This is a genomic window from Pseudomonas fluorescens group sp. PF-69, assembly GCF_054481235.1.
Map to the genome: position 1 here is coordinate 3283675 of NZ_JBTMNC010000001.1, position 21510 is coordinate 3305184.

The 21510-nt window shown below is 58.8% G+C and carries 20 protein-coding genes; all 20 read left to right on the forward strand.

Going from position 1 to position 21510, the window contains the following annotated elements:
- The first annotated feature begins 19 nt into the window (after nt 1-19).
- The 20 genes from ACX3YF_RS15250 to fliE all read left to right on the forward strand — a co-directional run bounded on the left by ACX3YF_RS15250 (nt 20) and on the right by fliE (nt 21500).
- Complete coding sequence (locus ACX3YF_RS15250) at nt 20-748, forward strand: cephalosporin hydroxylase family protein (protein WP_103402454.1); 729 nt, start codon at nt 20-22, stop codon at nt 746-748.
- A gap of 55 nt (nt 749-803) precedes the next feature.
- Entirely contained in the window at nt 804-3734 is a 2931-nt protein-coding gene (locus ACX3YF_RS15255) for a TIGR00180 family glycosyltransferase (protein WP_103402455.1), read from the forward strand.
- 30 nt (nt 3735-3764) lie between these two features.
- Nucleotides 3765-4766, forward strand: a complete 1002-nt coding sequence (pseB, locus tag ACX3YF_RS15260; protein WP_103402456.1) for a UDP-N-acetylglucosamine 4,6-dehydratase (inverting) — start codon at nt 3765-3767, stop codon at nt 4764-4766.
- Complete coding sequence (pseC, locus tag ACX3YF_RS15265; protein WP_103402457.1) at nt 4763-5920, forward strand: UDP-4-amino-4,6-dideoxy-N-acetyl-beta-L-altrosamine transaminase; 1158 nt, start codon at nt 4763-4765, stop codon at nt 5918-5920. The genes pseB and pseC overlap by 4 nt, the downstream gene beginning before the upstream one ends.
- Nucleotides 5921-5952: 32 nt before the next feature.
- Entirely contained in the window at nt 5953-6576 is a 624-nt protein-coding gene (locus tag ACX3YF_RS15270; RefSeq protein ID WP_130203799.1) for a pseudaminic acid biosynthesis-associated methylase, read from the forward strand.
- Nucleotides 6573-7280 carry a pseudaminic acid cytidylyltransferase gene (pseF, locus tag ACX3YF_RS15275; protein WP_130203798.1) on the forward strand — a complete coding sequence of 236 codons (708 nt, stop codon included), beginning with the start codon at nt 6573-6575 and terminating at the stop codon, nt 7278-7280. Before ACX3YF_RS15270 ends, pseF begins: the two co-directional genes overlap by 4 nt.
- Nucleotides 7277-8782, forward strand: a complete 1506-nt coding sequence (gene pseG, locus ACX3YF_RS15280; RefSeq protein WP_130203797.1) for a UDP-2,4-diacetamido-2,4,6-trideoxy-beta-L-altropyranose hydrolase — start codon at nt 7277-7279, stop codon at nt 8780-8782. The genes pseF and pseG overlap by 4 nt, the downstream gene beginning before the upstream one ends.
- The gene (pseI, locus tag ACX3YF_RS15285; RefSeq protein WP_103402461.1) at nt 8775-9827 is read left to right on the forward strand and encodes a pseudaminic acid synthase; all 1053 of its coding nucleotides are present in this window, start codon (nt 8775-8777) and stop codon (nt 9825-9827) included. Before pseG ends, pseI begins: the two co-directional genes overlap by 8 nt.
- Nucleotides 9828-10056: 229 nt before the next feature.
- On the forward strand, nt 10057-10983 hold the full coding sequence (locus ACX3YF_RS15290; RefSeq protein WP_103402462.1) for a ketoacyl-ACP synthase III: 927 nt from the start codon (nt 10057-10059) through the stop codon (nt 10981-10983).
- Between the two features lie 78 nt (nt 10984-11061).
- Nucleotides 11062-12354: a motility associated factor glycosyltransferase family protein gene (locus ACX3YF_RS15295; RefSeq protein ID WP_103402463.1), complete on the forward strand. Its 1293-nt coding sequence runs from the start codon at nt 11062-11064 to the stop codon at nt 12352-12354.
- Nucleotides 12351-12623 (forward strand): hypothetical protein, encoded by a 273-nt coding sequence (locus tag ACX3YF_RS15300; RefSeq protein ID WP_103402464.1) that lies wholly within the window; start codon nt 12351-12353, stop codon nt 12621-12623. The genes ACX3YF_RS15295 and ACX3YF_RS15300 overlap by 4 nt, the downstream gene beginning before the upstream one ends.
- 258 nt (nt 12624-12881) lie before the next feature.
- Complete coding sequence (locus ACX3YF_RS15305) at nt 12882-13733, forward strand: flagellin domain-containing protein (RefSeq protein ID WP_130203795.1); 852 nt, start codon at nt 12882-12884, stop codon at nt 13731-13733.
- Between the two features lie 73 nt (nt 13734-13806).
- A complete protein-coding gene (locus ACX3YF_RS15310) occupies nt 13807-14157 on the forward strand; it encodes a flagellar protein FlaG (protein ID WP_103402466.1) in 351 nt (116 codons plus the stop codon).
- Between the two features lie 83 nt (nt 14158-14240).
- The gene (gene fliD, locus ACX3YF_RS15315; protein WP_103402467.1) at nt 14241-15683 is read left to right on the forward strand and encodes a flagellar filament capping protein FliD; all 1443 of its coding nucleotides are present in this window, start codon (nt 14241-14243) and stop codon (nt 15681-15683) included.
- A 133-nt stretch (nt 15684-15816) separates the two neighbouring features.
- Nucleotides 15817-16212: a flagellar export chaperone FliS gene (gene fliS, locus ACX3YF_RS15320; protein ID WP_103402468.1), complete on the forward strand. Its 396-nt coding sequence runs from the start codon at nt 15817-15819 to the stop codon at nt 16210-16212.
- Nucleotides 16213-16222: 10 nt separating this feature from the next.
- The gene (locus ACX3YF_RS15325) at nt 16223-16519 is read left to right on the forward strand and encodes a flagellar protein FliT (RefSeq protein ID WP_103402469.1); all 297 of its coding nucleotides are present in this window, start codon (nt 16223-16225) and stop codon (nt 16517-16519) included.
- A gap of 172 nt (nt 16520-16691) precedes the next feature.
- Nucleotides 16692-18167, forward strand: coding sequence for a sigma-54 dependent transcriptional regulator (locus ACX3YF_RS15330; protein ID WP_103402470.1), 1476 nt, complete (start codon nt 16692-16694; stop codon nt 18165-18167).
- 128 nt (nt 18168-18295) lie between these two features.
- Nucleotides 18296-19513: a sensor histidine kinase gene (locus ACX3YF_RS15335; RefSeq protein ID WP_448647317.1), complete on the forward strand. Its 1218-nt coding sequence runs from the start codon at nt 18296-18298 to the stop codon at nt 19511-19513.
- Between the two features lie 5 nt (nt 19514-19518).
- Nucleotides 19519-20910: a sigma-54-dependent response regulator transcription factor FleR gene (fleR, locus tag ACX3YF_RS15340; protein WP_448647316.1), complete on the forward strand. Its 1392-nt coding sequence runs from the start codon at nt 19519-19521 to the stop codon at nt 20908-20910.
- Nucleotides 20911-21170: 260 nt separating this feature from the next.
- The gene (gene fliE, locus ACX3YF_RS15345; RefSeq protein ID WP_130203792.1) at nt 21171-21500 is read left to right on the forward strand and encodes a flagellar hook-basal body complex protein FliE; all 330 of its coding nucleotides are present in this window, start codon (nt 21171-21173) and stop codon (nt 21498-21500) included.
- The last annotated feature ends 10 nt before the right edge of the window (nt 21501-21510 follow it).

The window sequence follows — 21510 nt, forward strand, 5'->3', positions numbered from 1 at the left end:
CCCGTAACGGAGTGTTTGCATGAATCCTCATGAGCAGTTTCGCAAAGAAGTAAGCCAGAACATCGAAGGTTTGCAGCAGGACAAAAAACTTCGGTCCGAGTCGCTGGACTGGGTCGGTGTCACGGCCAAACACAAGTACACCTACAACTTCAGCTGGATGGGCCGGCCAATCATTCAGTTTCCTCAGGACATGGTCGCCATGCAGGAAATCATCTGGGACCTGCGCCCGGATGTGATTGTCGAAACGGGCATCGCCCACGGCGGCTCCCTGGTGTTTTACGCCTCGATGATGGAACTGATCGGTCACGGCGAAGTGCTGGGTGTGGACATCGATATTCGTCAACACAACCGCGAAGCCATTGAAGCCCATCCGATGGCTCGACGGATCAGCATGATCCAGGGGTCGAGTATCGATACGGCCATAGTTGACGAGGTCCGTGCGCGGGTTGCCGGCAAGAAAGTGCTGGTGGTTCTGGACTCCAACCATACCCATGAGCATGTGCTTGAAGAGTTGCGTCTGTATGCACCGCTGGTTTCGGTCGGCAGTTATTGCGTGGTGATGGACACCGTGGTCGAAGACATGCCCGAAGACGCCTTCCCGGATCGTCCTTGGGGCAAGGGTGACAACCCGAAAACTGCCGTATGGGCCTATCTGGAAGAGAATCGCGATTTTGAAATCGATGCCCGGATTCACAGCAAACTGCTGATCACCGTGGCACCGGACGGTTATCTGCGTCGGGTTCGTTAAGCAACGACATCATTGTTGAGTTCATCGGGCGATACGCCGGTTGTGGGGAAAGAATATGCAAGGCAAGTACGTTTCTGAAAGCGGATTACCACTGAACGAGTTGGTGACGGTGGTAGTGATTACCCACAATCGCCCGGCATTTGCGCGTCGGGCAGTGAAGTTTTACAGCGCCTTGCCTTGCAGGATTCTGGTGCTGGATTCTTCAGCTAAGGTCACCGATGGCATCGACGGTGCTTACCCTGGCATCGACTACCGGCATTTGCCGCAGTACGGCTATTGGGGCATTCGGGCCAAGCTCGATTACGGTGTGCAACAAGTCACTACGCCCTACATGGTGTTCGCTGCCGACGATGACTTCATCGTGCATGACGCCCTCGACGCTTCGGTCTCGTTCCTGGAAGCGAACCCGGACTACGGCATGTGCCATGGTTACTGCCTGATGTATCTGGCGCTGGCCGATAGCGTGAGCTATTACCGCCGGGACAAGAAGGTTTGTGAAGACTATTCGTCCGATCGCGCTCAGGATCGCGTGATTGACTTCATGCATCAGTACATTCCCCCGTTCTATGCCGTTCACCGTACCGCGATGTTGCGTGACTGGTACGCGCTCATGCCGCAAGACACCATCTTTGAATGGCAGGAAATCGGTCATGCGTACTACATGTTGGCGAGGGCCAAGGCGCGAATTCTGCCGATCCCTTATGTGGTGCGCGAGGTCAATTACCTGGAGTCGGAGCACAACACCGAGATCTACAGCACCCTGACCCTAGCCGATGCAAAATCGGTGGCGGATCGTGAGACTTACGCTCAATTACTGTCGACGTTGCCAAGTGCCCAGACGGGGCTCGATCCCGCGCAGGGCAAGCAGTTGGCACTGGACAGTTTCGAGGCTCTGGCCGACAGCCTGCGTAACCGTCGGGCGCTGACCGCCGAACCTATTTTCGAGTCGCGCTGGACTGATGTGCAGAAGGGGCCAAGCCGTCGCTTCGGGCTTTTGCAATACGTAGAAATGCCTTTCTACAATCAGCCGTTTTTCGATCTGTTGAGCCGATTCGAGATGATGCTGCACGGCATGCCGGCCGGCCGTGTTCAGCTCCAGGGGCTCGAAGGTATTTGGGCGCACCAGGAAGACATGATGCGTCCTCGCAACAACGACACGACTGAAAGTGTTGTCGAGCGACTCTGGCATGCGTATGACCGCAGCCCGTTCAACCGTCAAGTGGTCAAGCGCCTGGCGCAGCAGTTGGAACTGCTAGGCGACGCCGACGAGGCGCGGGACATGTTCGCCTGGGCCGAGCGCCTGGACGCTGTATCGACGCAAGGCAATGACGAGGCGTTCGGTGCCATGCGCTCCGGTCGCCTGCTCAAGTGGCTGGCGGCGCGCGCCCCTGAGGCTGACGAAGTCGCCGCGACTTCGCGTTTCCTGGCGGACCACAACGGTGGTCCACAATTTGGCATTTTGGTGCTGGACCTCGAAAACGACGCGGCCAAACTGCAAATCACCCTCGACAGTTTGCTGGAAGGTCACAACCACGCCTTCAAGATCGTGGTGTTCACCACGGGCGAATTGTTGACGGCCACCACAGAGCGCAACACGCTGCACTTTGTTCGTGTAACCCCGGTCAACTATGTCGACAAGCTCAATCAGATCGCGCGTCAATCGACGTGCGACTGGTTGCTGCTGACCGAGGCGGGTGACGAGTTCACTGCGGGTGGTCTGCTGCGCGCCGGACTGGAACTGCGTGCCGCGCCTGAATGCCGAGCGGTGGCATCCGACGAAATTCACCGCGATGCCAATGGTGCGCTGGTGGATGTGTTCCGTCCAGGCTTTAACCTCGACCTGCTGCAAAGCCTCCCAGCGCTGATGGCGCGACACTGGCTGATTCGCAAGGATGTGTTGCTGGACGCGGGCGGTTACCAGGCCGACTTCAGCAAGGCGCTGGAATTCGACCTGCTGCTGCGCATCATCGAACAGGGCGGCCTGGCCTGGCTGGCACATCTGGACGAGCCGCTGCTGATCGCCCGTGCACCGGTACTGGAGGAAAACGCCCACGAGCGTCAGGCGTTGATCCGTCACCTCGCGACCCGTGGCTACAAGGCGCAAGTCAGCTCGGACGAACCTGGCACTTACCGTATCGACTACCGTCACACTGAACGTCCGCTGGTGACAATCATTGTGGCGAGCCAGGACGATCTGGAGCAACTTCAACGTTGCCTCACCGGCATCGTGCAACGTACCCGCTACACCCGTTACGAAGTGCTGATTGCCGATAACGCGAGTCAGTCCCCCGACCTTCTGCAATGGCTGGACGGTCTCGGACAGCCGGGCGACCGGGTCCGTGTCTTGCGCGCGCAAGAGCGTCTCAGCACGTCGGCCTTGTACAACGAAGCCAGTCAGCAGGCCCAGGGTGAATACCTGGTGCTGCTGGCAGCGGACAGTGAAGTGGTCAACCCCAACTGGCTCGAATCCCTGCTCAACCAGGCCCAGCGTCCGGAAGTGGGCGTGGTCGGTGCCAAGTTGCAGAACCGCGACGGCAACGTTACCCAGGCCGGGCTGATTCTGGGCATGAACGACGGCGTCGGTTCGGCCTTTGTCGGTGAGCCGAAGGATGCCAAGGGCTACCTGAATCGTCTGGTGCTGGAACAAAACTATTCGGCCGTCTCGGCCGTGTGCCTGATGATCCCCAAAGCGTTGTTCGACGAGGTTGGCGGACTGGACGAAGGCGCCTTCACCGATGCTTTCGCCGATGTCGATCTGTGCCTGAAGGTTGGTCAGGCGGGTTATCTGGTGGTGTGGACGCCGCAAGTACAGGTCATTCACCCAGGCACCTTGCCCGATGCGCCGCAGACTCTTCAGGCCTTGCGTGAAAAGTGGGCGGGGCCGTTCCAGCATGATCTGGCGTACAACAAGAACCTCGCCTTGACCGGCAAGGGTTTTACCCTTGGCAGCGCGACCAGTGTGGATTGGGCGCGGTTGCTGGTTTAAGTCTGGTGCACAGGTAGAAGGATTCGCGGCATGTTCAACGGTAAATCGATTTTCATCTCCGGCGGCACCGGTTCGTTCGGTCGCAACTTCATCCGTCGCCTGCTGGAGCAATATCAGCCCAAGCGGGTGGTGGTGTTTTCGCGTGATGAGCTCAAGCAGTACGAGATGCAGCAGACGTTCAACGCGCCGTGCATGCGTTACTTCCTGGGCGATGTGCGCGACGCCGAGCGTTTGCGCCAGGCCATGCGCGGCATTGACTACGTGGTGCATGCCGCCGCCCTGAAGCAAGTGCCGGCGGCCGAGTACAACCCCACCGAATGCATTCGTACCAACGTCAACGGCGCGGAAAACATCATTGCCGCGGCCATAGATAACGGCGTGAAAAAAGTCGTCGCGCTGTCCACCGACAAAGCCGCCAGCCCGATCAACCTGTACGGCGCAACCAAGCTGCTGTCGGACAAATTGTTCGTCGCCGCGAACAATATTGCCGGGGACCAGAACACACGCTTCTCGGTGGTCCGTTACGGTAACGTGGCCGGCTCCCGGGGTTCGGTCGTGCCGTTCTTCAGCAAGCTGATTGCCGAGGGCGCGACAGAGCTGCCGATCACCGATGAGCGCATGACGCGCTTTTGGATCACCCTTGATCACGGCGTGCAGTTTGTGCTCGACAGCTTTGCCCGCATGCATGGCGGTGAAGTGTTTGTGCCGAAGATTCCGTCGATCCGCATCGTCGATCTGGCGGTGGGTATGGCCGGGCACTTGCCGCACAAGAACGTGGGCATTCGTCCGGGCGAAAAACTCCATGAGCTGATGGTGCCGCTGGACGATGCGCGCATGACCCTGGAGTTCGACGATCACTACACGATCCAGCCGTCGATCCGCTTCACCAGCGTCGACGTGGATTTTTCCGTGGACAAACTGGGCGAGCAGGGCCAGCCGGTGAGCGAAGACTTCGAGTATCGCTCCGACACCAACCCGCAATTCCTGACGGTGGGGCAGATTGCTGATCTGCACGCGGAGCTGTCGGCATGATTCCTTACGGTCGGCAGAGTCTCGATCAGGCGGACATCGACGCGGTGGTCGCCGTGTTGCAGTCCGACTGGCTGACTCAAGGGCCGACCATCGAGCGATTCGAACAGGCCATGGCCGACCGTTGCCAGGCCGATTTTGCGGTGGCAGTGTGTAACGCCACGGCGGCGTTGCACATCGCTTGCCTGGCGGCCGGGCTCGGGCCGGGTGATCGTTTGTGGACCACGCCCAACACCTTTCTGGCGTCGGCCAATTGCGGTCGTTATTGCGGTGCCGAGGTGGACTTCGTCGACATCGATCCGCTGACCTGGAACCTCGATGCTGATGCCCTGAAAGCCAGGCTGGAAGCGGCGGAGGACAACGGTACGTTGCCTAAGGTGCTGGTGGCGGTGGCGTTCTCCGGCCAGAGTTGCGACATGCGGCTGATCGCCGAGCTGGCCGAGCGTTATGCTTTCACGGTCATTGAGGACGCCTCCCATGCGGTCGGCGCGTCCTATGCCGGGCGACCGGTGGGCTGTGGTGATTTCGCGGCAATGACGGTGTTCAGTTTTCATCCGGTGAAAATCATCACCAGCGCCGAAGGTGGCATGGTGCTGACTAATCGCCCGGAACTGGCCGAGCGCTTGCAACGTCTACGCAGCCACGGCATGACTCGCGATCCGCAGCACATGACCGAGGCCAGCCATGGCCCCTGGTATTACCAGCAAGTGGAACTGGGCTTCAATTACCGAATCACCGACCTGCAAGCCGCCCTCGGGCTGTCGCAACTGAACAAACTGGATGGCTTCATCGAGCGCCGGCGTGAACTGGCGGCGCGTTATGACCGGTTGCTGGCGTCTTTGCCGTTGACCTTGCCCAGCCCTCAGCCTGAAGCCGAGTCGGCGTGGCATCTGTATGTGGTGCGCTTGCAACTTGATCGCATCAAACTCAGCCATCGACAGGTGTTCGAAGGGTTGCGAGCTGCCGGCGTCGGTGTGAATCTGCACTACATTCCGGTGCACTTGCAGCCGTACTATCGCGACCTGGGTTTCGCCGAGGGCGACTTTCCGCAAGCCGAACGTTACTACGCCGAGGCCATCAGCCTGCCGCTGTTTCCGTTGCTCAGTGATGAGCAACAGGATTTCGTGGTCGAGCAACTGCGCCGGCTGACCGAATAAATACCGCCACAGGCGGCGGATGGGAATGTGCGATGCGCGAATTGAGCGAGCAGGAAAGATTCTGGCAAGGCGACTTCGGTAACCAGTACGTCGACCGCAACGTCGGCCAGCCCCTGGTGGCGGCCAACCTGGCGTTGTTTGCCAAGGCACTGACACGTGCCGGGCGGATTGACAGCCTGGTTGAGCTGGTGGGCACCAATGCCGGCAATAACTTGCAGGCGCTGCGCCAGCTGTTGCCCCGGTGTGAACTGTTCGGCGTGGAGATCAATGCCAGCGCCTGTGCCCAGGCCCAGGCGCTGGACATCGCGCAAATATGGCACGGCTCGCTGTTCGATTTTCCCCGCGAGCGCAGCTTTGACTTGACCCTGAGCAAAGGCGTGCTGATTCATCTGGCGCCGGAACTGCTGGCCGCAGCCTATGACCATCTGTATGCGTTGAGCCAGCGTTATATCCTGATCGCCGAGTACTACAACCCGGTGCCGGTCGAAGTGTCCTATCGCGGGAACAGCGGCAAGTTGTTCAAACGCGATTTTGCCGGTGAAATGCTTGATCGTTACGCTGACCTGCAACTGCTGGATTACGGTTTTGGTTATCACCGCGACCCGCAGTTCCCGGTAGACGACATCACGTGGTTCCTGCTGGAAAAACGCTCTTGAACAACGTCGCAATCATCCCGGCTCGCGGTGGCAGTAAACGCATACCGCGCAAGAACCTCAAGCCGTTCGACGACGTGCCGATGATTGCCCGTTCGATTCAAACCGCCCTCGATTCGGGACTGTTCGCCCAGGTGGTGGTCAGCACCGACGATGAAGAAATCGCCGCGCTGGCTCGGGCCTGCGGTGCGCAAGTGCCGTTTATGCGGCCCGCGGCATTGGCTGATGATTTCACCGGCACGGCGGCGGTGATTGTGCATGCCTTGGCGGAGTTGTCTCGACAAGGCCAGGATTTTGATTGCGCCTGTTGCATCTATGCCACGGCGCCATGGCTGCAAGCGCGATTTTTGCAGCAGGGTTTAAAGCTGCTGGAGCAGCATCCGGACAAGTCCTTCGCCTTCTCGGTCTGCGATTTCGGCTTTCCGGTGCAGCGTGCCCTGACCCTCGATGAGCAGGGTGCCTTGATGGCGTTGTACCCGCAGTTTCGCGAGACTCGCTCCCAGGACCTGCCGCCGGCCTATCAAGACGCCGGGCAGTTTTACTGGGGCCGCAGCAGTGCCTGGCTGCAGGGCGAGGTGTTGTATTCACCGCAAAGCCTGCCGGTGATCCTGCCGCGCTATCTGGTGCAGGACATCGATACCCTCGAGGACTGGAAGCGCGCCGAATACCTTTACGCGGCGCTGAAGGCCGGTGGGGAGCTGCAATGAGAGTACTGATCCGTGCCGACGCTTCGCCGACCATTGGCAGCGGTCACATTGCCCGCTGCCTGACCCTGGCCAGGGTGTTGCGCCAGCAGGGCGGGCACGTGGCATTTGCCTGTCGTCAATTGCAGGGCCATCGACTCGACAGCGTTGCCGCCGAAGGTTTTGAAACCTTTGCGTTGCCGGATCGCTATCCCGACGAAGACCCGCAGCAAGCCATCGAAGCCATGTTGCCGTGGCAGGCGGACATTGCCGCGCTGGGGCAAGCGCTGGAACACCATCAGGCCTTCGACTGGATCATCGTCGACCACTACAGCCTCGATCATCACTGGCAGACGGCGGCTCGTCGCTGGGCACCCCGGATTGCGGCGGTGGATGATCTGGCGACGCGCACCTACAGCGTCGATTTGCTGCTGAACCAGAATCTGTCGGGTACCCCTGAGGCTTATGCCGGACTGCTTGCACCCGATTGTCGGACTTTGATCGGACCACGCTTCGCCATGCTGCGGGATGAGTTCTGCTGCCCGGCGATCAAGATCAAGCGCCAGGCGAAGCGCGTACTGGTGAACTTCGGCGGCTTCGATGCCGCGATGCAGACTCACCACGCGATGCTGGCGCTGGCGGATTTTCATCAGCTTGAAGTCGATTTTGTTGCCGGTGGCGATAACCCGGCGTGGGAGGAAATGCGGGTTCTGGCGGCACATCATCCGAACTGGCGCTTGCACCGTTTTGTCGACGACTTTTACCGATTGATGACCGAAGCCGACCTGTTTGTCGGTGCCGGCGGCGGGACCAGTTGGGAGAGGGCGGCCATGGGGCTGCCGACGATCTGTATTGCGGTCTCGAATAATCAGCAAGCCAACGGCGAAGTGATGGCGACGTCGGGGGCTCATGTGTATCTGGGCACCCGCGAGCAGGTCAGTGTCGAGCAGTTGCGTCAGGCCATCGGTTTTGTCGTCGGCAATCAGGGATTACGGCAAAGCCTGGCTGGACGTTCACGGCAACTGGTCGATGGTCGGGGTGCGCAGCGTGTCGCGGCGGCGCTGGCCGGTGCGGTGTTGCAGGTGCGCCCGGCGACAGCAGGCGATGCACAGTTGTTGTTCGAAGGACGCAATGCCGAGGCGGTGCGTCGCTGGTCGCTGGAAACCGGGGTGATTGAATGGCAGCCGCATCAAAACTGGCTGACTGCCAGTCTGAGCAACGATCAACGCTTGCTGTTGATCGCCGAAGCGGATGACGGCCCGGTCGGGGTGCTGCGTTATGACTTGCGCGGCTTCGCAGCCGAAGTCTCGATTTACCTGTTCGAAGGGCGATTTGGCCTGGGTTGGGGCAGGGCGTTGCTGGCGCGAGGCGAAGCTTTCGTGACGCAGCATTGGCCGCAACTGCAAACCATTACCGCGCAGGTTTTGCCGGCGAATAAGCCGTCGCTGAAGGTGTTTCGCGAAGCCGGTTTCACCCAGAGTGCTTGCGCCTTCACGCGCCTATTGAAGGATCACCACAATGACTAGTTTCAAGATTGGCCACCGTAGCATCGGTGCTGATGCGCCGCCGTTCATCATTGCCGAGATGAGTGGCAACCATAACCAGTCCCTGGAAGTGGCGCTGCAGATCGTCGAAGCCGCCTCCAGGGCCGGCGCTCATGCCTTGAAGCTGCAAACCTACACCGCCGACACCATGACCCTGGACCTGTCCGAAGACGAGTTCTTCATCAAGGACCCGAACAGCCTGTGGGCAGGTACTTCGCTGTACGCGCTGTATGAGAAGGCCCATACACCCTGGGAGTGGCATGCACCGATTTTCGCCCGTGCCAGGGAGCTGGGCATGCTGGCGTTCTCCACGCCGTTTGATAACAGCGCGGTGGACTTCCTGGAAAGCCTCGACGTGCCGGCGTACAAGATCGCCAGTTTCGAGAACACCGATCTGCCGCTGATTCGGCGGGTCGCTGCTACCGGCAAGCCATTGATCATTTCCACGGGCATGGCCAGTATCGCGGAACTCGACGAAACCGTACGTGCTGCCCGCGAGGCCGGTTGCCAGGACCTGGTATTACTCAAGTGCACCAGCACCTATCCGGCGACGCCAGCCAATAGCAATGTGCGGACGATTCCTCATCTGCGCGAATTGTTTGGTTGTGAAGTGGGCCTGTCCGATCACTCCATGGGCGTCGGCGTGTCGGTGGCAGCCGTCGCGCTGGGGGCGACGGTGGTGGAAAAACACTTCACCCTCGACCGTGCTGCCGGGGGCGTGGACGCCAGTTTTTCGCTCGAACCGGCTGAGCTCGCCAGCCTGGTGATCGAAACCGAACGTGCCTGGCAAGCCATGGGGCAAGTGCATTACGGTGTGTCCGAGGCCGAGCGAAAGTCGCTGGTGTACCGCCGTTCGCTCTACGTCACCGAGGATATGACGGCCGGTGAACCCTTCACCGTCGACAATTTGCGTGCCATTCGTCCAGGCCTCGGGCTGGCACCGAAACACGCGCAAATCCTTCTGGGGCGCCGTGCGCGCCACGCTATCAAGCGTGGGACGCCACTGGACTGGTCATTGGTCGAATAACGCCTTATCGCCCTGATTCGGCAAAATAGAGTGACCTGCGAGTCAGAACGCGCATCTTCACTGTATTGTATAAATAGGGAAGGTGGCGCCTGGTCTCTGTTTTTGGCCAGTGATAGCCTTTTATTCTTCTTGCTGTCGCCTCTTCGAGGTGACGTTTTTCTCCGTTAGTCGGCGCCCCTCAATTCCTTGCGAGCGGTGGTTTTGGGCTGTTTATTATTGGGAAGTCGTAATGATTGGCATAAAAAGCATTGCGAGCTACGTTCCTGTAGCCGGCGTGGACAATTACGCACAAGGTGCAAAATTCGAAAAGGATGAAGAGTTCATCCTGGGCAAGATCGGTTCGGCTTTCCTGCCGCGCAAAGACGCCGGGCAGGAAACATCGGACCTGTGTGTCGAAGCAGTCAACGCGCTGTTTGCCAACAATCCCGGTTTGAAACGTGAAGCTATCGACGTGCTGATCGTCGTCACGCAGAACGGCGACGAAGAAGGCCTGCCCCATACTGCAGCGATCGTTCAGGACAAACTGGGCCTGCCGACCACCGTCGCTGCGTTCGATATCTCCCTGGGCTGTTCTGGCTACGTTTACGGCATCTATGCGATCAAAGGTTTCATGGAAGCCACGGGGCTGAAAAATGGTCTGCTGGTGACGGCTGACCCGTACTCGAAGATCGTCGACCCGGAAGATCGCAACACCACCATGCTCTTCGGCGACGCTGCCACCGCTACCTGGATGGGCGAAGACGCGCCATGGCAGCTGGGCAAGGCCAAGTTCGGCACCGACGGTTCCGGCGCACCGCACCTGAAGGTAACCGATGGCGTGTTCTTCATGAACGGCCGTCAGGTCTTCAACTTCGCGCTGCTCAAGGTTCCGGCGCATTTGCATGAGCTGTTGGCTGAAGCGCAACTGACGGCTGACGATGTCGATGCCTTCTGCATTCACCAGGGCAGTGCGGCGATTGTCGATGCAGTGGCGCGACGCTTCGAAGGTGAGCCGGAAAAGTTCATCAAGGACATGGTCGAGACCGGTAATACCGTGTCGTCGAGCATTCCGTTGCTGCTGGAAAAACACGTTCTGGGTTCCAGCTGGAAGCGCGTCGCGTTGAGCGGTTTTGGTGTTGGATTGTCCTGGGGTTCGGCGATCATTTATCGTCCTTGAGCTGACTTTGGGGCATAAAAAATAGCGTTCAGGGTGTAACCTTGAACGCTATTTTTTTTGGATGGCGAGCGAGGCGATATGAGCGACAGCTTTGACCACAATGCTCCGGTGATAGAGCGACGCTGGCCGGCGCTGTTTGCACGGTTGATCACCGAAGCGAGTATGGAAGATCAGGCTGCGCTGGTAGAAGGTTTAGGCTCGACCCTGAGCATTGCCGGCATTCAGCTCACCAGTCGCCATGACCGTACGCGTGAAGCACGACTGCAGGCCGCCAGCCTACCCCCGGCCAGCCCGGTGGTGCATGTCTACGGCACGGGGTTGGGTGACTTGCCGTCCGTCTTGCTTGAGAGCACCGATCTTCAGCGTTTGTACGTGCATATCCTCAACGGTGCGATTTTCCTGTTGACGCTGCAGTTGCTCGATCAGCGGCAGTGGCTCAGCGATCCACGGATCGAGTTGCGGTATGCCGGTGATTCGCCGGACATCCACCTGCCGTTTTTTGCGTTGCCCTCCGAGATGCTGCTGGCAGACGATTTTAACGCCAAGATTCGTGATCGGCTGATCAGCGAAGTGCACCTTGCCTTCAATAATCGCGAGTTCGACCCGCAGTCCCCGGAGATTGTCCAGCGACTGGAAGAGAGTGTTGAGCTCGTCAGCCAGGATGCCGATGTCGCCGAGTTGTTTGCGACATGCCAGGGTCGGGAAGTGTATGTGATTGCCACGGGGCCGAGCCTGGAACAGCATTTCGAGCAGCTTCGAGCGGTACGCGCGCAGGCACAGCGGCCCTTGTTCATCAGCGTCGATACCGCCTACCGCCCCCTGCGCGAACACGGCATCAAGCCGGACCTGGTGGTCACTATCGACCAACGCATCAGCTTCAGGCATTTGCCGCCCGAAGACACGGGCGACATCCCTCTGGTCTATCTGCCGCTGAGCGACCCTCAGGTCTTGACGGCGTGGCAAGGGGCTCGTTACGTCGGGTATTCCGCCAGTCCGGTCTATGCCGCTATCCGCCAGCAGATCAGCAAGGCTGAGTTGTATGTCGGCGGCAGTGTGATCCATCCAGCGGTGGATCTGGCCGTGAAGATGGGCGCGGACCGCATTACGCTGTTCGGCGCCGATTTCGCGTTCCCCATGAACAAAACCCATGCCGGCTGGAATGATGGCGAGCTGGGTCCTGCGGTGAGTCAGGCCAAGCACTGGGTGCTCGACGGGCATGGGCAGCGCGTGCGCACGCAGTTGAATTTTCGCAGTTACCTGTGTGAGTTGGAGCGCTACATCGCCGGGCATCCGCAGGTGCGCTTTTTTAACAGCAGTCGGGCAGGCGCGATGATTGTCGGTACGACGTTCAATCAGGAGTTCGTGCAGTGAGTGGTTTTGCACAATGCATCAGTGATTGCCGTCAGTGCGCCGGGCTGTTTCGTCTCGGGCGTGATGTCGAGGCGGCGCTGACCATGGTCGACGTCTTTGAGAAGTCGCAAACTCTGTTTAGCCGAACACCTCCAGCGATCCAGCAGCAGTGGGCGCAATTGCTGATGTCGATGTTCGCTGCACAGGAAGCGCAGGACTGGCTGGGGTTGGCTGACTCAATGGAATATGAATTGATCGACTTGCTGGAAGCAGGCCACGTTTATCTCTAATCGATATTTTTACTGGGTCAGCGTAATCCTGTCGTTTTTTCGCTTCGCTTTTATAGGCGTTTTTTGACGTCAAGTTTCTCTCGTGGGTCTCGTGCAGGCCTTTGTTTTCGGAGGGGTGGCAGTGTGATGGCAATTTTTTTCAAAAAAGCCCTCAAGCAACCTGCAATCGCGACGATAACTACTACGAAGGTTCTCTAGGCCATACCCGGCGGTTGCCAGGGCCGGAAGCCGCAGCACCCAACCAACGAGGAACTCATCATGTCTTTAGGCGTAAACACTAACGTTACTTCCCTGAACGTCCAGAAGAACCTGGGCCGTGCATCGGACGCCCTGTCTACTTCCATGACTCGCCTGTCTTCCGGCCTGAAAATCAACAGCGCAAAAGACGACGCTGCCGGCCTGCAGATTGCTACCCGCATGAGCAGCCAGATTCGCGGTCAGACCGTAGCGATCAAAAACGCCAACGACGGTATCTCGATGGCTCAGACCGCTGAAGGCGCTCTGCAAGAAACCACCAACATTCTGCAGCGTATGCGTGAACTGGCTGTACAAGCACGTAACGGCACCAACGGTACTGCTGACCGCACCGCGACCAACTCTGAATTCACCCAGATGTCGGACGAACTGACTCGTATCGCGAGCAGCACCAACCTGAACGGCAAATACCTGCTGGACGGTACTGCTGGCGCCATGACTATTCAAGTAGGTGCCAACACCGGTACTTCCAACCAGATCACCTTGACCCTGAGCAGCAAGTTCGACGCCGCCAGCCTGTCCGTAGGTTCCGGTACTGTTGTTCTGACCGGTGCAACCAGTGCTGCCGCCGGTTCGGCTATCGACGGTGCAATCACCGCAATCGACGCCGCTATCGCCATCGTAACTGCCAACCGTGCAAACCTCGGTGCTTCGCAAAACCGCCTGACTAGCACCATCGCCAACCTGCAAAACGTCAACGAGAACGCCACCGCTGCAATGGGTCGCGTACAAGACACCGACTTCGCAGCAGAGACTTCGGAGCTGACCAAGCAACAAACCCTGCAACAAGCTTCCACCGCTGTTCTGGCTCAAGCCAACCAGCTGCCTTCCGCTGTACTGAAACTGCTTCAGTAATTTCGGAATGAGTTTTGGCGGGGGGGTGCGCTTGTCGTGCTCTCTCGCTTTTTTGCTTTAGAAGGTGATGGATATGGACATGAGCGTTAAGCTGAATTTGTCTTACCCGGCCGCCCCTGGTACCGCTGCCGATAAACCGGCTACTGTGTCTCGCAGCGACAACGATACCGTTCAACCTGTGGCTGAAAGCAAAAGCTCGGATCCGGGCAAGTTGAAGCAGGCCGTGCAAGAGATCGAAAAATTCGTACAGTCGGTCAAACGCAATCTGGAGTTCTCCATCGACGAGGCTTCCGGCAAAGTGGTTGTGAAAGTGATTGCCAGTGAATCGGGTTTGGTGGTGCGGCAGATCCCTTCCGAAGAAGTCCTGAAACTGGCGGAAAGTTTGAATACGGCCAGCAACGTGCTGTTCGACGCGAAAGCCTGAGAAATGGCATGAATCGTGTCTGTACGTTGAGTTGACGGCGCATCCGGTCAAAAGACCGGCGACAGACAGAAAGGGAGATGCACATGGCAAGTCCAATCACGCCGGGTACAGGCCTCGGTTCCGGTCTGGATATCAATTCGATCGTTACAGCGCTGGTCAACAGTGACAAGTCGGCCAAGCAGAACCAGATCACCACCCAGACGACGCTCAATACGTCGAAGATATCGGGTGTGGGCTCGCTCAAAAGTGCGCTGGCCGCCTATCAGGCCGCCATGGATAAGCTCAATAGCAGCACAGCCCCTGCGTTTGCGGGTTTTGCGGCAACTTCGTCGACTGCGACGACCTTGACGGCGACCTCTGACAACACGGCCGTCAACGGTACGTACAACATCAAGGTCAACAACCTGGCTACCGGTTCGAAAGTGGCTAGCGCTTCTTTTGCAGGCGGTGCTACCAGTACCATTCCGAGTGGTAATTTGACCATCAGTCAAAATGGCACTGACTACAACGTTACTATCCCGACGAGTGCAACTTTGCAATCCGCTCGTGACGCGATCAACTCCACTCTGAGTGGTCAAGGCATATCGGCCAACATCGTGACTGACAGCTCGGGCTCACGCCTTGTTATCGGGTCGACTACGACCGGCAAGGGGTCAGACCTGAAGGTCAGCGGTATTCCCGGTCTGGCAATCGACGGCACTCAAGTCCTGGGCACCATCCCTGATCCGAGTAACCCGGGCCAGACCATTCCTGATCCAAACGGTGCAGGAACGATTGGTGCGCTGGCTACTGATGCGAGTCTGACGATTGATGGTCTGGCAGTGACCAGCAAAACCAACACCATCAATGGTGCGGTGAGCGGATTGAGCATGACGCTGGTGGCACTGGGTACCTCGACAGTAACTGTGTCGACCAACACGACCGGGTTGCAGACTGCGTTGCAGTCCTTCGTCGACTCCTATAACACCTTGGTGAAAACGGTCACCTCACTGACCCAGGCCACCGCCGATAGCAGTGGCAAGCTGACGGTCTCTGCTCCAATGACCGGTGACTCCTTGCCTCGTTCGCTGCTGGCTGATGTTCGCAAGGAGCTGGTCACGCCGGGTCCGGGTGGGCAGCTGTCGGTGCTGGCGCAATTGGGTATCACGACGGACCAGAAGGCCGGTACGCTGAATTTTGATACCGCAAAGTTCAATACTGCAATGACCACCAAGGCGTTGGGCAGTCAGATTCAAACCCTGTTTACCGGTACCAACAGCAGCAACGGCCTACTGGCCAGAATGAGCAAGGCGATCAGCCCTTACTCGCAGACCGGTGGCATGTTGGATCAGCGCACCACCAGCCTGAACAAGCAGAAAAACGACTTGAGTTCTCAGCAAGTGGCGTTGGATCTGCGTGTCACCACGCTGACGGCGACGCTGACCGCCAAGTACAACGCCATGGACCTGTTGGTTGGGCAGATGAAGGCGACGGGAAGCAACATCACCTCGTTCTTCAATAGCCTGGATGCGCAACAACGCGGCTAAGTAGCGATGATGTGACAGAAAAAAACCCGGCTGTGTTTTAACGCGCCGGGTTTTTGTTTTTTGATTTAAAGTTTTTTGGCTCGTAGCCGATATATTGGTCAAGCGAGCCCATGAATTGTGATGAGGTAGAAACATGAATCCGATGTTAGCCCTTCGGCAATATCAAAAAGTTGGAGCGCAAGCCCAGGTCTCCGAAGCCAGTCCGCACCGTTTGGTGCAGATGCTGATGGAGGGTGGGCTGGATCGTATTGCCCAGGCAAAAGGTGCCATGGAGCGCAAGGATATTCCGGGTAAAGGTGTATTGATCAGCAAGGCCATCGGTATCATTGGCGGCTTGCGTGAGGGCCTGGATCTTGAGAGCAGGGCTGAAGAAGTGGGGCAGCTTGATAACCTCTATGTCTACATGATGAAGCGTCTGGCTGAAGCCAACATCAAGACCGACCCAAAGATTCTCGACGAAGTCGCGGGTTTGCTTCGCACCGTCAAAGAAGGGTGGGACGCCATCGCCGAGCCAAGCCCGCAGTTTTAAGGAGATCACCATGAGTCTTGTATTGCAGCGAATCGAACAGACCCGCGAAGCGTTGGTCGGGGCATTGGCTGAGCGCAACTGGGAAGTCATTGGTGCATTGGACCTGGATTGCCGTTCCTGCATGGAAGACGTTATGAGTGAGGCGATCCTGGACGAGGCCGCGTTGCGCGATAACCTTGAGGAGTTGCTGGGGGTGTACAAGCAGCTTCTTGAGGCGGCAACGGGAGAAAGGCAGGCGATAGTCGATGAGATGACGCAGATCCATCAAGCACAGAACGCGGCAAAGGTTTACCATCTGTTTGGATAATTAATCCTCGGTTAATCCAGGCATGTGCGCCATAAATTTGACTGTGCACGTTTTTTTGACTTAACTAGTGGCTGTTTTCAGATTTCAGGCGTCTACAGGCACATGGTGTCCTGCAAGCGTCTCGCTTGCCCCTTATTTCGGGCATTGAGTTGACTAGGGAAGTTGCTATTGCATGTGGCGTGAAACCAAAATTCTGCTGATTGATGACGATAGCGTCCGCCGCCGCGATTTGGCGGTGATTCTGAATTTTCTCGGTGAAGAAAATTTACCCTGCGGTAGCCATGACTGGCAGCAGGCTGTCGGTTCGTTGGCATCCAGTCGTGAAGTAATCTGTGTCCTCATCGGGACGGTCAATGCTCCAGGTGCGCTTCTGAGTCTGTTAAAGACACTCTCCACCTGGGATGAGTTCCTTCCGGTTTTGTTGATGGGCGATAATTCTTCAATTGACCTGCCGGAAGACCAGCGTCGCCGAGTGCTTTCGACCCTGGAAATGCCTCCCAGCTACAGCAAGTTGCTCGACTCCCTGCACCGTGCCCAGGTCTATCGCGAGATGTACGACCAGGCCCGTGAGCGCGGTCGTCACCGCGAACCCAATCTTTTCCGTAGCCTTGTCGGCACCAGCCGGGCGATTCAACACGTCCGCCAGATGATGCAGCAAGTCGCCGATACCGATGCCAGCGTGCTGATCCTCGGTGAGTCGGGGACTGGCAAGGAAGTGGTTGCGCGTAACCTGCATTACCACTCCAAGCGCCGTGAGGCGCCGTTCGTGCCGGTCAACTGCGGGGCGATCCCCGCGGAGCTGCTGGAAAGCGAATTGTTCGGCCATGAGAAGGGCGCCTTTACCGGTGCGATAACCAGCCGTGCCGGGCGTTTCGAACTGGCCAACGGCGGCACCCTGTTCCTCGACGAAATCGGCGACATGCCGTTGCCGATGCAGGTCAAATTGCTGCGTGTGTTGCAGGAGCGCACCTTCGAGCGCGTGGGCAGCAACAAGACCCAGAGCGTCGATGTGCGCATCATCGCGGCGACTCACAAGAATCTCGAAAGCATGATCGAGATCGGCACCTTCCGCGAAGACCTGTACTACCGCCTGAATGTGTTCCCGATCGAGATGGCGCCGTTGCGCGAGCGCGTCGAGGACATTCCGCTGCTGATGAACGAGTTGATCTCGCGCATGGAGCACGAAAAGCGGGGTTCGATCCGTTTCAACTCGGCGGCAATCATGTCGCTGTGCCGTCATGGCTGGCCGGGTAACGTCCGCGAGCTGGCGAACCTGGTGGAGCGCATGGCGATCATGCATCCGTACGGCGTGATCGGCGTGGTCGAATTGCCGAAAAAATTCCGCTACGTCGACGACGAAGACGAGCAGTTGGTCGACAGCCTGCGCACCGACCTGGAAGAGCGGGTGGCCATCAACGGTCACACTCCCGACTTCAGTGCCAATGCCATGCTGCCGCCGGAAGGCCTGGACCTGAAGGATTACCTCGGTGGTCTGGAGCAAGGCTTGATTCAGCAGGCTCTGGACGATGCCAACGGCATTGTCGCGCGAGCTGCCGAACGCCTGCGAATCCGTCGGACCACCCTGGTGGAGAAGATGCGCAAGTACGGTATGAGTCGTCGTGACGGTGATGAACAGGCGGATGATTGACGCCTGTTTTTCAACTCCTTCATTTATAGGCGGTTTTTTTTCGGCACGGGTATTGCTACATCCCTCGCAACGTTCCGTTTCACTGACGGTCAGCCAAGCGAGAGAGCACGATGCCCCAAGCCGCCCAGATGTCTCCTGTCTCAGATGCTTTTGGGAATGCCCTGGGGCAACCGTCGTCGGTAGAGCAGGCAAGCCGGCAGGGTCTTGAACAGGCTTTTGCCCTGTTCAGCCAGATGTCGAGCCAGTTGACCGACTCCTACAGCATGCTCGAGGCCCGGGTCACCGAGCTCAAGGGCGAGCTGGCGGTGGTCAGCGCCCAGCGCATGCAGGAGCTGGCGGAAAAAGAACGCCTGGCCAACCGTCTGCAAAACCTCCTCGATCTGTTACCCGGCGGCGTCATCGTCATTGATGCCCTGGGCATCGTGCGCGAGGCCAATCCGGCGGCTTGCGAACTGCTTGGGCTGCCTCTTGAGGGTGAGCTGTGGCGGCATGTCATTGCCCGTTGCTTTGCGCCCCGTGAAGACGACGGCCATGAAGTGTCCCTCAAGGACGGTCGGCGATTGTCGATTGCCACGCGCTCGCTGGATGCAGAACCCGGTCAGTTGGTGTTGCTCAACGACCTGACTGAAACCCGTCATTTGCAAGATCAACTGGCCCGCCACGAACGCCTGTCGTCCCTGGGGCGAATGGTCGCGTCGCTGGCTCATCAGATTCGTACGCCATTGTCTGCCGCGTTGCTGTATGCCAGCCATTTGACCGAGCAGGCGTTGCCGGTCGAGACCCAACAGCGTTTCGCCGGGCGACTCAAGGAGCGCCTGCATGAGCTGGAGCACCAGGTGCGCGATATGCTGGTGTTTGCTCGCGGCGAGCTGCCCTTGACCGATCGTGTAACCCCCAGGCAACTGATGCAGTCGCTGCAAGCGGCAGCATTGACCCATGTGCAGGACCTGCCAATCCGCTGGCAGTGTGACAGCCATGTCGGCGAGTTGCTGTGCAGTCGCGACACCCTGGTCGGGGCCATTCTCAACCTCATCGAAAACGCCATTCAGGCCAGCGGCGGTCATGTCCGTCTGAAGGTTCATCTGTACACCCGCGAAAACACCCTGCGCCTGTGTGTCAGCGATAGCGGCAGCGGTATCGACGACGCCGTGCTGGCGCGTTTGGGCGAGCCGTTTTTCACCACGAAATCCACCGGGACCGGCCTGGGCCTGACGGTGGTCAAGGCGGTTGCGCGTGCCCATCAGGGCGAGTTGCAGTTGCGCTCGCGGCTGGGGCGCGGCACTTGCGCGCAGGTGAGCCTGCCGCTGTTTTTCGGTGAAAAAACCAGCGCTCAGAGAGCCGAGTAAAGGTCATGGGTATCAAGGTTCTACTGGTCGAGGATGACCGCGCGCTACGCGAAGCACTGGCTGACACGCTGTTGCTCGCCGGGCACGATTACAAAGCCGTCGGTTCGGCGGAAGAAGCATTGGCGGCCGTGGGGGGCGAGGCGTTCAGTCTGGTGATCAGCGACGTCAATATGCCGGGAATGGATGGCCATCAGTTGCTCGGCTTGCTGCGCGCGCGTCAGCCGCAACTGCCGGTGTTGCTGATGACCGCGCACGGTGCCGTGGAGCGGGCAGTCGACGCGATGCGCCAGGGCGCTGCGGATTATCTGGTCAAGCCGTTCGAGCCCAAGGCCTTGCTCGATCTGGTGGCCCGTCATGCCTTGGGCAGTCTGGGCGCGCCGGAGAGCGAAGGGCCTGTCGCGTTCGAACCGGCCAGTGCGCAGTTGCTCGAACTGGCTGCGCGGGTCGCGCGCAGCGACTCCACGGTGCTGATTTCCGGCGAATCGGGGACGGGCAAAGAAGTGCTGGCGCGCTACATTCATCAACATTCTCATCGCGCCAGCCAGCCGTTCATTGCGATCAACTGTGCGGCGATCCCCGACAACATGCTGGAGGCCACGCTTTTCGGTCACGAAAAAGGTTCGTTCACCGGTGCCATAGCGGCGCAGGCCGGCAAGTTCGAGCAGGCCGATGGCGGGACTATCCTGCTCGACGAAATTTCCGAGATTCCCCTGGGGCTTCAGGCGAAATTGCTGCGTGTGCTGCAAGAGCGCGAGGTTGAGCGAGTCGGTGCACGCAAGCCGATCACCCTGGACATTCGTGTCGTCGCCACCACTAACCGTGATCTGGCCGGGGAAGTGGCGGCGGGGCGTTTCCGTGAAGACCTTTATTATCGCCTGTCGGTGTTTCCGCTGGCCTGGCGTCCGTTACGCGAGCGCCCCGCCGACATCCTGCCGCTGGCCGAGCGTCTTCTGGCCAAGCACGTCAATAAAATGAAGCATGCCGTGGCGCGACTCTCCCCCGAGGCGCAGGCTTGCCTGGTCGGTTATCCGTGGCCGGGTAACGTGCGTGAGCTGGACAACGCGATCCAGCGTGCGCTGATCCTGCAGCAAGGAGGCTTGATTCAGCCTCAGGATTTCTGTCTGAGCGGCCCGGTCGCCTGTGCGCCCCTGCCGGCCCTGGCGTCGGTGCCCGTGCCCGCGCGGGCGGTGGAGGTCGAAGCCGAAACGGGCGGAGCGCTGGGGGATGACCTGCGTCGCCGTGAGTTCCAGATGATTATCGACACGCTGCGTACCGAGCGTGGCAGGCGCAAGGAGGCTGCTGAGCGGCTGGGCATCAGCCCGCGTACCTTGCGCTACAAATTGGCGCAAATGCGCGATGCGGGAATGGACGTGGAAGCCTGTTTGTTCGCCACCTGAACGCTTGCTTTTGTAGGGGGCGAGCCTGCTCGCGATGGTCGTTAACGATTACTCGGGGTTTCAGGATAAGCGCGGTGCTCTTGAGATCATCGCGAGCAGGCTCGCTCCTGCAGGACGAGGTTCGGCTTAGGGCCGGGGTTGGCTTTTGTTGGGCGCAGCCACGGAGCTGGCACCCTTGTTGCTAACACCTCATTACCCGCCGAGTGAGTGTCAAAAAAATTGCGGGACGCCAACGACGTAGTTCGTCAAAGAGAGAAGTCATGAGCCAAGGTATTGAGTTCAACCGATTGATGCTGGATATGCGCGCCATGCAAATGGATGCCATGTCTGCGCCGAAGTCGTCTGCCGCAGTCCCTGAACTGAGTGGCACCAGCTTTTCCGACATGCTCGGTCAGGCTGTCAATAAAGTGAACGACACCCAGCAGGCTTCCACTCAATTGGCCAACGCCTTCGAGATTGGCAAGAGCGGCGTCGACCTTACCGACGTGATGATTTCCTCGCAAAAGGCCAGCGTGTCTTTTCAAGCGTTGACCCAAGTGCGTAACAAGCTGGTTCAGGCTTACCAAGACATCATGCAGATGCCGGTTTAAGGACGAGATT

Excerpts from the sequence above, each read along its gene's own strand:
- pseI (WP_103402461.1), top strand. The coding sequence starts at position 8,775 with ATGACTAGTTTCAAGATTGGCCACCGTAGCATCGGTGCTGATGCGCCG.
- ACX3YF_RS15270 (WP_130203799.1), top strand. The coding sequence starts at position 5,953 with ATGCGCGAATTGAGCGAGCAGGAAAGATTCTGGCAAGGCGACTTCGGT.
- ACX3YF_RS15295 (WP_103402463.1), top strand. The coding sequence starts at position 11,062 with ATGAGCGACAGCTTTGACCACAATGCTCCGGTGATAGAGCGACGCTGG.
- pseC (WP_103402457.1), top strand. The coding sequence starts at position 4,763 with ATGATTCCTTACGGTCGGCAGAGTCTCGATCAGGCGGACATCGACGCG.
- ACX3YF_RS15305 (WP_130203795.1), top strand. The coding sequence starts at position 12,882 with ATGTCTTTAGGCGTAAACACTAACGTTACTTCCCTGAACGTCCAGAAG.
- ACX3YF_RS15335 (WP_448647317.1), top strand. The coding sequence starts at position 18,296 with ATGTCTCCTGTCTCAGATGCTTTTGGGAATGCCCTGGGGCAACCGTCG.
- fliD (WP_103402467.1), top strand. The coding sequence starts at position 14,241 with ATGGCAAGTCCAATCACGCCGGGTACAGGCCTCGGTTCCGGTCTGGAT.
- ACX3YF_RS15255 (WP_103402455.1), top strand. The coding sequence starts at position 804 with ATGCAAGGCAAGTACGTTTCTGAAAGCGGATTACCACTGAACGAGTTG.
- ACX3YF_RS15250 (WP_103402454.1), top strand. The coding sequence starts at position 20 with ATGAATCCTCATGAGCAGTTTCGCAAAGAAGTAAGCCAGAACATCGAA.
- fliS (WP_103402468.1), top strand. The coding sequence starts at position 15,817 with ATGAATCCGATGTTAGCCCTTCGGCAATATCAAAAAGTTGGAGCGCAA.
- fleR (WP_448647316.1), top strand. The coding sequence starts at position 19,519 with ATGGGTATCAAGGTTCTACTGGTCGAGGATGACCGCGCGCTACGCGAA.
- pseB (WP_103402456.1), top strand. The coding sequence starts at position 3,765 with ATGTTCAACGGTAAATCGATTTTCATCTCCGGCGGCACCGGTTCGTTC.
- ACX3YF_RS15330 (WP_103402470.1), top strand. The coding sequence starts at position 16,692 with ATGTGGCGTGAAACCAAAATTCTGCTGATTGATGACGATAGCGTCCGC.
- fliE (WP_130203792.1), top strand. The coding sequence starts at position 21,171 with ATGAGCCAAGGTATTGAGTTCAACCGATTGATGCTGGATATGCGCGCC.
- ACX3YF_RS15290 (WP_103402462.1), top strand. The coding sequence starts at position 10,057 with ATGATTGGCATAAAAAGCATTGCGAGCTACGTTCCTGTAGCCGGCGTG.
- pseG (WP_130203797.1), top strand. The coding sequence starts at position 7,277 with ATGAGAGTACTGATCCGTGCCGACGCTTCGCCGACCATTGGCAGCGGT.
- ACX3YF_RS15310 (WP_103402466.1), top strand. The coding sequence starts at position 13,807 with ATGGACATGAGCGTTAAGCTGAATTTGTCTTACCCGGCCGCCCCTGGT.
- ACX3YF_RS15325 (WP_103402469.1), top strand. The coding sequence starts at position 16,223 with ATGAGTCTTGTATTGCAGCGAATCGAACAGACCCGCGAAGCGTTGGTC.